The sequence below is a fragment of the Campylobacter corcagiensis genome (genome assembly GCF_013201645.1).
Classification (GTDB): Bacteria; Campylobacterota; Campylobacteria; order Campylobacterales; family Campylobacteraceae; genus Campylobacter_B; species Campylobacter_B corcagiensis.
The window spans coordinates 894,404-906,305 of record NZ_CP053842.1 but is presented as its reverse complement, the minus strand read 5'-3'; the positions used below and the strand labels follow the sequence as shown (position 1 = coordinate 906,305).

Here is an 11,902-nt window from a genome sequence, read left to right as displayed (position 1 = left end):
TTGGATAAAATCTAGGAAATTTAAAAGGTTTAAAATGACAGTAGATATTAACTTAGATAAAAACAGCTATAAAATTTATATAAATGAACTTGAAAATTTAGAGTTTGATGGTTCTGTTGGAGTTGTAACAAACCAAACTGTTGGGGCTTTATGGTTAGCTGATCTGCTTGGAAGGATAAAAGCTAAAAGCGTTACACTTATAGCAATTCCAGATGGTGAAGCTTATAAAAATTTAGACACTCTAAATTTGATTCTTGAACAGCTTTTTAACGCTAAACTTGATAGAAAAAGCACTTTAATAGCTCTTGGTGGTGGAGTAGTAAGTGATATTACGGGCTTTGCTGCAAGCATTTATCAAAGAGGGATAGATTTTATAAATATACCAACTACGCTTTTATCTATGGTTGATGCAAGTGTGGGTGGAAAAACTGGTATAAATAATAAATTTGGTAAAAATTTAATTGGGAGTTTTTATCAACCAAAGGCTGTTTACTGTCATACAAAATACCTAAAAACACTTCCAAATCGTGAATTTAGTGCAGGTGTTGCAGAAGCTATTAAAATGGCTGTAATGTTTGATGGTAAGTTTTTTGAATTTTTTAAAAAAAGCGATCTTAAAGCTAAAGATGATGTGATTTATCTAATAGAAAAATGTGTAAAAATAAAAGCTGATATTGTTAATCAAGATGAAAAAGAAAGTGGCATAAGGGCGGTTTTAAACTACGGACACACATTTGCTCATGTAATAGAAAATCAAACAAACTACTCTAAATTTTTGCACGGCGAAGCTGTGGCAATTGGTATAAATATGGCAAATAATTTAGCACAAAAACTAGGGCTTTTAAGCAAAGATGAGAGTAAGCAAGTGCGTGAAGTTTTGGAAAAATTTAGCCTTCCAGTAAGCTATAAAATAAAAGATACTAAAAATTTTTATGAACATTTTAAGCTTGATAAAAAGTCACTAAACTCTAAGATAAAATTCATACTGCCAAATGGAATTGGAAATTTTAAGATTAAAGATGATGTAAAAGAAGAGCTAGTAATCCAAACCTTAAAAGAGTTTATATGATAAGAATTTTTCTAAGCTTATTTTTAATAGCTCAAATTTTAGTAGCAAAACCAGCAGATATTAATGCCTCTGAAGCTAACAAAACAGAGTCAAATAAGACCAAATCAAGTATAATTGAAGCTAATAAAACAGATGATCAAAATCTTACTTCTATAGCGGTTGAAGATTTAAAAAAGCAGATCTTAGCAATTGATTCTTCCATTAAAGATAATGTCTGGTATCTTCAGTATAAAAACTATCAAACTTATCAAGAGCTTATAAAAAACAAAATTTCACTAGAAAAAGAGTTAAAAAGAGTTAAAAAAGCTGATGAAAAAGAGAGTATAAATTCTGAATTAAGGGTTGTAAATGAGCAAATTTCACTACTTGGAGAGTATGAAAATAGTCCATTTACATCTATGCTTGATGCAGATGAATTAACATCATATGAAAAGATTAAAAGCCCTTTAGGGATACTGTATGCACTATCTTATATAAAACAGATAATGTTTGAAAGAGATGAGTATAGAGTAAATCTGGCCTCTTTAGGCACTCTTATAGATAGACTTAGTGAGAAGAAAAATCTTTTAAGATCAATACTAAATTATATTCCAAATGATCAAAATATATCTAAGGATATTGAGTTAATTCAAGTTGGATTAAACGAACTTCGTGCTGCCAAAGCAACTGGAGATAGTACTTATCAAGTTTACTCTACAAAGATAGAAGATAGAATAGCAACAGTTAGAAGCGATATCAAAGTCCAAACAAAAAGAGCTATAAATGTAGGTATAGTGATAGGGTTTATCATTATTATATCAATTTTGATGAAATTTATTGCTAAAAAATCCATTAAGGATAATGAACGTTTTTATATGACAAACAAGGTCATAAATTTTATAAATTTCTTTATAATTATCTTTATTTTACTCTTTGCTTTTATTGATAATGTTTCATATTTTGTTACATTTTTAGGATTTGCTTCTGCTGGTTTGGCAATTGCTATGAAAGATATGTTTATGAGCATGCTTGGCTGGTTTGTTATTATGATTGGTGGAACATTTAGAGTTGGAGATAGAATTAAGGTTAGAAAGATTAATGGTGAGACATATGTAGGAGATATCATTGATATATCGGTTCTTAGAATGACTATATATGAAGATGTTACGATGATAACTACCAAAGAACACCGCCGTGCTGGTAGGATTATTTTCGTTCCAAATAACTATATATTTACAGAACTTATCTCAAACTATACTCATAGTGGGATGAAAACAGTATGGGATGGTATTGATATCTTACTTACATTTGATAGTAACTACCAAAAAGCAACTTATATTGTTAAAAACATCGCTCGTCAATACTCAAAAGGATATACAGATATAGCAAAAAAACAGATGAATAAACTAAGGAGTCAGTATAGTATAAAAAGCCCAAGTGTTGAGCCTAGAATTTTTCACTTTTTTGATGCTTATGGCATAAAAATAAGCGTTTGGTATATGACTAACTCATATGCAACTTTAGCTTTAAGAAGTACTATATCTGGAGAAATTTTAGAAGCTTTTAGAAAAGAAAATGACATTAAAATAGCCTATCCAAGCCAGACTTTATATTTAAAAGAAAAAGATGATTTAGCAAGGCATGTTTTACAAACTCAAAAACATGAAACAAATAACGAAGCAAAGGAAGAGTTAGCTTGAAAGTATACTTTAAGACATTTGGCTGTAGGACAAATATCTACGATAGTGAAATTATGAAAAATTCTATAAATTTTGATGAAATTTGTAATGATGAGAGTTTGGCTGATACTATAGTTGTAAATTCTTGCACAGTTACAAATGGCGCAGATAGCGATGTAAGAACCTATATAAGCCGTATGAAAAGAGCTGGAAAAAGAGTTCTTTTAACAGGGTGTGGAGCTGTTTTTAAAGGCAAAGAGCTTTTAGATGATGGCAAGGTTGATGGCGTTTTTGGTATGAGTAGAAAGCTTGAAATTTCAGATTTTTTAAAAAATAGTACTAAATTTTATGAATTTGGAGATAGCTCTACAACTGAAAAAGGAAGTGTAACAAATTTCTCTAATCACTCAAAAGCTTTTCTTAAAATTCAAGAGGGTTGTAACTTTAAATGTAGCTACTGTATAATTCCTCATGTAAGGGGTATTGCAAGAAGTGAAAGTGAAGAAAAACTTCTTAACGAAGCAAAAAATTTAGTAGAAAATGGCTTTTGTGAAATAGTTTTAACAGGCACAAATATCGGAAGTTATGGAAGTGATAGTGGCACAAATTTAGGTGAACTTCTTAAAAAACTTAGTCTTATAAAAGGCATTAAAAGAATAAGACTTGGAAGTTTAGAGCCATCTCAGATAGATGATAGTTTTAGAGAAATTTTAAAAGAGAGTTGGCTAGAAAGGCATCTTCATATCGCACTTCAACACACAAGTCAAAAGATGCTAAGCTTAATGAGGCGAAGAAATACAGCGATTAAAGATATAGAGCTATTTTGTGAACTTAGCGATATGGGATTTGCTTTAGGAACGGATTTTATAGTAGGGCATCCAGGAGAGAGTGATGAAATTTGGAGTGAAGCTTTGAGTAACTTTAAAAAATTTCCACTAACTCATATCCATGCTTTTATCTACTCAAAAAGAGATGGTACAAGAAGTGCTGAACTACTTAAAGAATTTGGAGAAATTAATGGTAAAATTTCTAAACAAAGACTTAAAGAGATTCAAAATATAGTAAATTTAAACAATTTAGAATTTAGAAAAAAGCTGTATAATGAGCCACTAAATGTTCTGTTTGAGCAAAAAAACGGCGAGTTTTGGAGTGGATTTGATCAGTTTTATAACAGAGTTTATCTAAAAAGCGATCAAGACTTAAGAAATAAATTTATAGAGGTTAGAGATTATGAGATCAAAGATAGCGGAAATTTTGCAAAAGCTTAAACCAAACAAGCTAAATATAATACTTATATTTTTATTTATACTTATATTTTTACTTAGTTTTGTCTATTTTAGAAATCCATCTATTTATATCTCAAAAGCCGAATATGACTCACTTATTGACAACAAAGCCATAACAAAAGCAACTCTTGATGATGGCAAAATTTATCTTAAGTATAATGGCAAAGATTACATTGTTTTAGAAGATGCGGTTGATTTAAAAGAGCTTTTTGGCGTGACCAAGATAGAAAAAGCTAATGAATCATCTTTTTGGGTTGATTTTATAATTCTTGCCATTATGGTTTTTCTACTAATTTTTGCTATTGATAAAATTCTTAAAAATGCTCCAGCAAGAAAGATTATAGTAGAACAAAAAGGTTTAGCAAATAGCACAAACTCATCAAATTTTAGTTTTACTCCATCAATTTCAAATATTAAATTTAGCGATGTAGCAGGGATTGATGAAGTTAAAAGCGAACTTGTAGAGATAGTTGATTTTCTTAAAAACCCTATAAAATATCGAAATTTTGGCATCAAACTTCCAAAAGGAGTTATTATGGCTGGACCTCCTGGAGTTGGTAAAACACTTATAGCAAAAGCCGTAGCTGGCGAGTCAGGCGTGCCATTTTACTATGAAAGTGGAGCAAATTTTAGCCAGATGTATGTTGGTTTGGGAGCTAAAAGAGTTCGTGAGCTTTTTGCAAATGCTAAAGCAAATGCTCCAAGTATAATCTTTATAGATGAGATTGATGCTATTGGCAAAAGTAGGGGTGAGGGGCGAAATGATGAGCGTGAAGTAACTCTTAATCAGCTTCTAACTGAAATGGATGGATTTGAGGAAAATAGTGGTGTTATAGTTATCGCTGCTACAAATAAAATAGACATGATAGATGATGCTTTGCTTCGTCCTGGAAGGTTTGATAGAAGAATTTTTATCTCACTTCCAAATTTTAAAGATAGAATTGAAATTTTAAAACTTCACCTAAAAGGAAAAGCAAACTCAGCTGATATAACAAAATTATCAAGAATGAGTGTTGGTTTTAGTGGTGCTGGACTTGCTACATTTGTAAATGAAGCTATGATAAATGCTATAAGAAGGGGTAGTGAGATTTTAGAGCTTAGTGATTTTGAAAGTGTTAAAAATAAAGTTTTAATAGGCAAAAAAAAGGATCTTGTCTTAAGTGAAAAAGAAAAAGAGATCCAAGCTCTTTATCAAGGAGCTAAGGCTTTAAGTGCATACTGGTATAGTGTAAATTTCTCTAAAATAAATCTTTTAGAAGATGATTTTTTAAAAGACGATAGTGAGATTGAGTCAAAAACAACACTTGAGAATAAACTAAAAGTCTATCTAAGCGGTATGGCTGCACTTAAGATTTATAAAGAAGATAGCTTTAGTAACTCAAAACACGATGTCAAAAAGGCACTAAATTTGGCAAATATTATGATATTTGATTATGCTATGGGTGATGAAATTATGCCAAGCCAGCAAGTGGTAGAGAGTTTGCTTAAGAAAAACTTTGATGAAGTTAGTGAATTTTTATCAAGTATGGGCTCTAGTTTGGTTAGTGTATCAAAATATCTTTTTGCTTTTGAGACTGTTACTGCAGATAAGATTAAAGAGATATTATCAAAAGAGTATGATGGAGAAGAAAATGCAAAAAATTAAAATAGGTATCATTACGCTAAGTGATAGAGCAAGTAGTGGAGAGTATGAAGACAGATCAGGCGTTGCTATAAAAGAACTTCTTGAAAAGTGGTTATTAAACGATGTGGAGTATTTTTATAAGGTAATTCCTGATGATTATGATATGGTTAAATCAAGCCTTATAGAATTCTCTGATGAAAAAAAGTGTGATATGATCATCACAACTGGTGGAACAGGACCTGCAAAAAGAGATATAACTCCAGAGGCTACAGAAGCTGTATGTGATAAGATTCTACCTGGGTTTGGCGAACTTATGAGACTAGAAAGTCTTAAGTATGTTCCAACAGCTATCTTATCTCGCCAAATAGCTGGAACTAGAAAAAGTAGTTTTATTATAAATTTGCCAGGTCAACCAAAAGCGATTAGAGAGTGTTTAGAGCCTGTTTTTCCTGCTATTCCTTACTGTATAGACCTAATAGAAGGTTCAAGAATAGAAACTGATGAAAAGGTTATGAAGGTTTTTCGCCCAAAAGGAAAATAGTAAATTTAAATTTTGATAAAGCTAAATTTACTTAATTTTTTAATGGTTAGGTTTTATTTAAAGAACTTAACTGCTATTTTAATAGCAAGTTTAGTTATCGTCAAAATAAAGATCGAATTTATAAAATAAATTTTTCTTAAGATTGACATAGATAGTTAAATTTATTGGCTTTGAAAACTTTGTAACATATATCCTTTTGCATATATGCTTTTTATGTCAAGACTGAATTTTCTTTTTAAATTTCCGACTAAATTTTGCACAACGATGCGTGAGTTTGGCACACTTTCATAAACTGAGCTTTCTATCATTTCAAAAGTTACTAGACTATCTAAATTTGCACAAAGTAAAAGCATAAGTTTATGCATCATTGGAGTTAGAAAAATCTCTTTGCCATTTTCATAAATTTTCTCTTTTTCTAAATTTATGCTTATTTTATCATTTAAATTTATTAAATTTTCACTTTTTTTATCTTTGTTTTTTAGCATCAAAGTTAAATTATCCAAAATCGCACTAAATTTAATCGGCTTAAATAAAACTGCTGATTTTCCACCTCTAAATTTATCTAAAAAATCAACATAAATTTGCCTTTTTGAAGCTAGGAAAATAAATTGCTGATTTGGATGGATATATAAAATAGCTGAAAGATCTATTTTTTCATCATCGTCTAAATCAAGCACAACAGCGTCAATTGCAACATTTGAGTTAAGATAAGCAGAGATAAAATCATCACTATTTTGAATGTATAAATTTTTAAAATTACTACTTGAGTGTTTTGCTTTTGAGATTAGTTTTTTTTCATTTGTAACAAGCATTAAATTTAAATTTCTAAATCTGTTCAAAATACTTTCCTTAAAAATTAATTTTTAGCCATTTTACTACAATTAAGCTAATTAAAAGCTAAAAAGTGATTTTAAAATGATGAAAATGGTTATAATTTTTCACTTAAATTTTATAAGGAGAGAAAATGCAAATTGATGAAAAAAGACGAGATTTCATTAAAAAAGCTGGGGTTACTAGTGCTGTGCTATCAGCTGTGCCACAGCTATTAGCAAAAGAAAATCAAACTAAAAAAATAGCAAGTGCTTCAAATGTCGGTGCATTTTATGCAGATGTTGATGAGAGTGGAAAGATAGTAAAAATCACCCCACAAGCTTCTGATAAAGACCCAAAAATACCTTGGAGTGAGGCTTGGATAGATAGAGTTTATAGCGATACAAGGATAAAATATCCATGTGTTAGAAAAAGCTATCTTGAAGCAAAAGGTGTAAAATCAAACTCAAAGCCAGAACTTCGCGGAAAAGAGGAATTTGTAAGAGTTAGCTGGGATGATGCTTTAAAGCTAGTTTTAGATAAACTTCAAAGTGTAAAACCTGATGAAATTTATAACGCAAGTTATGGTGGTTGGGGACATCCAGGACTACTTCACAACTGTGCAGCAACAACTGGTAGATTTTTTAATACCGTAATTGGCGGTGCAGTTACAATGGATGGCGAACACAGTAACGGTGCAGCTGGTAAGGTAAATACAACAATAGTTGGGGATTTAGAAGTTTATTCACTTCAAACCGCACACGAAGTTATCTTAGAAAATACTCAAGTTTATGTTATGTGGGGTGCTGATATTTTAAAGTGTAATTAAATCGATTTTAAAGTTCCAAATCGTGGAAATAATCCTTACTATGAAAAATATGCAAAATCAAATATTAAATTTATTACAATTGACCCACAATACACCCCTATTGCAAAAAAACTTAACGCAGATTGGATAAAAATTCGCCCAAATACTGATGTGGCTTTAATGCTATCAATGATGCACTATCTTTATAAAACAGAACAATACGATAAAGAATTTATTGAAAAATACACTTATGGATTTGATAAGTTTTTGCCATATCTGCTTGGTAAAACAGAAGATAAAGTAGAAAAAACCCCTGCTTGGGCTAGTAAAATAACTGGAATTGAAGAAAGTGTTATAAAATCACTTGCTGATACTTTTGTAAAAAATAGAACATTTCTAGCAGGAAACTGGGCGATGCAAAGAGCACAACATGGCGAACAAGCTGATTGGACTCTTATGGTTTTGGCTGCGTTTATCGGACAAATCGGACTTGCTGGCGGTGGATTTGGCTTTTCTATGCACTATTGTGGTGGCGGTCAAGCATCAAGCGGAGTTATGCTTCCAGCAGGTCTTGCACAGGGAAAAAACAAAGTAAGGGCTAAAATTCCAGCCTCAAGAGTAAGTGATGCGATTTTAAATCCTGGAAAAACTATCAAATTTAAAGGCGAAAAAATAACCTATCCAAATATTAAAATTTTCTATAATGTTGGGTGTAATACTTTAGGTCACCAACCAGACTCAAATAGCTTAATAAAAGCTTTAAGAACTCTTGATACGGTTATAGTTCATGAGCCTTGGTGGACACCAACTGCAAAAATGGCAGATATCGTCTTACCAGCGACTACAACGCTTGAAAGAGATGATATAAGCTATGGTGGAAGCTATTCTCAAGATTATGTTTATGCTATGAAAAAAGTCATCGAGCCATTAAATGAAGCAAGAAACGACTACGATATTTTTGAAGAGATGGCAAAAATGGTCGGAGAAAGAGAGTGGCGTAAATTTACAGGCGGTGGAAAATCAAAAGAAGTTAGAATAAAAGAATTTTATGAAAGAAGTGATTGTCCAAATTATGTTGAGTTTGATGAGTTTTGGAAAGAGGGATTTGTGCATTTTACGCCAGATGAAAGTGCGTATAAATTTGTCCGCCATAGTGATTTTAGAGATGATCCTGTAAATAATAGACTAAGAACTGAAACAGGAAAACTTCAAATTTATTCAGAAAAATTTGCAAGTTATAATTTAGATGATTTTAAAGGTCATCCTATCTGGAAAGAGCCAAACGAGTGGCTAGGAAATAAAGAAATGACGGCTAAATTTCCATTTCACATCGTAAGCCCACACCCAACTTATAGAATTCACTCTCAGCTTGATAACTGCTTTGTTAGAAAACTTTATAAGGTTGGAAATAGAGAACCAGTTTTGATAAATAAAGATGATGCTTTAAAACTTGGCATAAAAGATGGCGATACGGTTGAAATTTTTAACGATAGAGGTGCTGTTTTAGCAGGTGCGGTTGTAAGTGATGATATAATGAGTGGAGTTTTATCACTGCAAGAGGGCGTTTGGTATGACCCAGAAGATAAAAGCGAAAAAAGATGTAACGCTGGTCATGTAAATGTCCTAACTCCAAACTTTTCAACCTCATCTATGGCTCAAGCAACTTCGGTAAATACTTGCCTTGTAAATATTAAAAAAGTAGATGTTAAGCCATATAGTGGCATAAAAACACCAAGTATAAAGGAAGCATAATGAAAAAAGTTCTGTTTTTAGCATTAATTTTAGGAAATTTTGCATTTGCAAAAGATATGTGGATTTATAATATCAAAACAAATTTATTAGACCCAGATACAAAAGCAGTTGTTGGAGAAATTTATGAAGGAACACCTGTAAATTTAATAAAAAAAGATGATGAGTTTTCTTTGATTGAGATAAAAGGTGAAGCCTCAGCAATGGATGATAAAGTTTTAGTTTATAAAAACGATGCAACAACTGGAATGCCACTAGTTAGCTTTTTAACGCTAAATGATAAAAAGGCAAAAAGCGGTGATAAATTTTTGGTAAAAAGTTCTGATTTAACCGATAAAGAGTATCCATCTTGGGAGGAAATTGAACTGGTTTATTATGATACTTGTACAAGTTGCCACGCAGGGCATCATCCAGCTGAGCATTTGATGAATGAGTGGGATGCTTATTTATCAGCTATGCAGTATTTTGCAAAGATAAATGACGAAGAAAAAGCTAGAATTTTAAGATTTTTAGAAGCGCATGCAAAAGATGGCTTTGCAAAAGAGGAAGAGTAATTTTATTTTAAGTTTTAAAATGAAGTTTTAATGAGCTATTCTGTTATAATTTCAGAAATTTTAGAAAAATGCAAAAAGTTCATAACCACAAAGCCCTAAGAGTAAAAACTTAGGGCTTTTTTAAATTTATACACTTATATCTAGTTTTAACATTTAGAAATTTTAAGCTTTTGATAGTTTAATACCAAAATTATATTAAGATTAAATTTATTTGATATTATTAGAGATGCTCTTATAATCTATGAATTAAGTAGATTTTTAGAGTTATATAAATAGTTTTCAAATGGTATAAATTTTAAATTTAATAAGATTTATATTGGGTTTTATAAAATCATTAAGAATAATGAACTTAAATTTTGTTAAATTTTATATGGTTGTATATTTTTATAAGATTATACTAAATTTGATTAGTTGGGAAAAGCTCCCAACTAAATTCGCACGAATTTTACATTAAAATCGGTGCTAGAATAAAGCCAAAGCCTACTGAGAAAGCTATAGCTAAAACTCCTGGCAAGAAAAATGCGTGGTTAAATACATATTTTCCAATTCTTGTTGTTCCTGTATCGTCCATTTGAACTGCACCAAGAAGTGTAGGGTAGGTTGGTAGAACAAATAGTGCAGAAACAGCTGCAAATGATGCAACTAAGATATAAGCATCGCCGTTATTTGTAGCAGTTAATCCAAGGGCTGCTATAACAGTAGGAACCAAAGCTTTTGCAGTTGCTGCTTGTGAGTAAAGAAGCATACTTGCAAAAAATAACGCTACTGATAATAATACAGGATACTGACTTACTAAATCACCAGCTAAGCCTTTGATCTCTTCTGTGTGGTTTGATACAAAAGTATCTCCAAGCCACGCAACACCTAAAACGCAGATACAAGCAGTCATACCGCTTCTAAATGTGCTTTGAAGTGGAACTTTATCAACATCAATCTTACAAATCATAACAATTAACGCACCAATTGTAAGCATAATACTCATAATCGCACCATCTCTAGGAAGTTTGACATTTTCGATTAGTTTAAATTGAGGGCTAATTGCTGAAGCATATAAAACAACTAAGATAATTCCAACTAAAAAGATAATAACAGAAGTTTTTGCACCTGCTGGAAGCTCTTTATAAGTTCCTTCTTTTTGTGGAGCTGCAACTAAACCTTTTGAAAGTCTATCTAAATAAACTGGGTCTTTATCTAAATCTTGCTTCCAAAGTAAGTTCATAATCAAAGCTGTTACCATACAACCTGCAAATGTTGTTGGAATCCAAATAGCTAGAAGTATCGGATAAGAAATTCCAAGCCCACCAAGTGCCATATCACCAGCCATAAAAATAACTGCAGCTGATACTGGACTTGCTGTAATTGCTATTTGTGAAGCTACAACTGCAATTGATAGCGGAACGGAAGGCTTAATGTTTTGACCTTTTGCAACTTCTGCGATAACTGGTATCATAGAAAATGCAGTATGACCTGTTCCAGCAAATATTGTTAAAAAGTAAGTTACAGCTGGAGCTAGGAAATTTATATGTTTTGGGTTTTTCCTAAGTATTTTTTCAGCTAATTGAACTAAATAATCAAGCCCTCCAGCAACTTGCATCGCCCCAATGGCTGAAATAACAGAAGCGATGATTAAAATAACATCCCATGGAATGCTTCCCATTTTTAAGCCAAGTCCGATGGTTAAAACTATAACGCCAAGTCCACCAGCATAACCAATGCCGATACCACCTAGCTTAACACCTAGAAATATCGCTCCTAATAGAACAATAATTTGTAAAATAATTGAAACGTCCATAAAAAATCCTT

Annotated in this window: 8 protein-coding genes and 1 pseudogene; 7 read left to right on the top strand and 2 right to left on the bottom strand. The window is 31.6% G+C overall.

Features of this window, described 5'->3' with window-relative positions:
* The first annotated feature begins 34 nt into the window (after nt 1-34).
* The 5 genes from aroB to mog are packed head-to-tail and all read left to right on the top strand — an operon-like array spanning nt 35 to nt 6,178.
* Nucleotides 35-1,069, top strand: coding sequence for a 3-dehydroquinate synthase (gene aroB / locus CCORG_RS04715; RefSeq protein WP_025803403.1), 1,035 nt, complete (start codon nt 35-37; stop codon nt 1,067-1,069).
* Complete coding sequence (locus CCORG_RS04710) at nt 1,066-2,748, top strand: mechanosensitive ion channel family protein (protein WP_025803404.1); 1,683 nt, start codon at nt 1,066-1,068, stop codon at nt 2,746-2,748. Before aroB ends, CCORG_RS04710 begins: the two co-directional genes overlap by 4 nt.
* Nucleotides 2,745-3,995, top strand: coding sequence for a tRNA (N(6)-L-threonylcarbamoyladenosine(37)-C(2))-methylthiotransferase MtaB (gene mtaB / locus CCORG_RS04705; RefSeq protein WP_025803405.1), 1,251 nt, complete (start codon nt 2,745-2,747; stop codon nt 3,993-3,995). The genes CCORG_RS04710 and mtaB overlap by 4 nt, the downstream gene beginning before the upstream one ends.
* Nucleotides 3,958-5,658: an AAA family ATPase gene (locus CCORG_RS04700; RefSeq protein WP_034971545.1), complete on the top strand. Its 1,701-nt coding sequence runs from the start codon at nt 3,958-3,960 to the stop codon at nt 5,656-5,658. Before mtaB ends, CCORG_RS04700 begins: the two co-directional genes overlap by 38 nt.
* Nucleotides 5,645-6,178: a molybdopterin adenylyltransferase gene (gene mog, locus CCORG_RS04695; RefSeq protein ID WP_025803407.1), complete on the top strand. Its 534-nt coding sequence runs from the start codon at nt 5,645-5,647 to the stop codon at nt 6,176-6,178. The genes CCORG_RS04700 and mog overlap by 14 nt, the downstream gene beginning before the upstream one ends.
* Nucleotides 6,179-6,339: 161 nt before the next feature.
* Here mog and CCORG_RS04690 read toward each other — a convergent pair whose 3' ends face one another.
* Nucleotides 6,340-7,017, bottom strand: coding sequence for a helix-turn-helix domain-containing protein (locus CCORG_RS04690; RefSeq protein ID WP_025803408.1), 678 nt, complete (start codon nt 7,015-7,017; stop codon nt 6,340-6,342).
* Between the two features lie 131 nt (nt 7,018-7,148).
* Here CCORG_RS04690 and CCORG_RS04685 point away from each other — a divergent pair.
* Both CCORG_RS04685 and CCORG_RS04680 read left to right on the top strand, forming a co-directional pair.
* A pseudogene (locus tag CCORG_RS04685) lies at nt 7,149-9,548 on the top strand (molybdopterin-dependent oxidoreductase).
* Nucleotides 9,548-10,099 carry a hypothetical protein gene (locus CCORG_RS04680; protein ID WP_025803409.1) on the top strand — a complete coding sequence of 184 codons (552 nt, stop codon included), beginning with the start codon at nt 9,548-9,550 and terminating at the stop codon, nt 10,097-10,099. The pseudogene CCORG_RS04685 and the gene CCORG_RS04680 overlap by 1 nt, the downstream one beginning before the upstream one ends.
* Nucleotides 10,100-10,544: 445 nt before the next feature.
* On the opposite strand, the gene CCORG_RS04675 is transcribed toward CCORG_RS04680, so the two are convergent.
* Nucleotides 10,545-11,891: an anaerobic C4-dicarboxylate transporter gene (locus tag CCORG_RS04675; RefSeq protein ID WP_025803410.1), complete on the bottom strand. Its 1,347-nt coding sequence runs from the start codon at nt 11,889-11,891 to the stop codon at nt 10,545-10,547.
* Nucleotides 11,892-11,902: the final 11 nt, after the last annotated feature.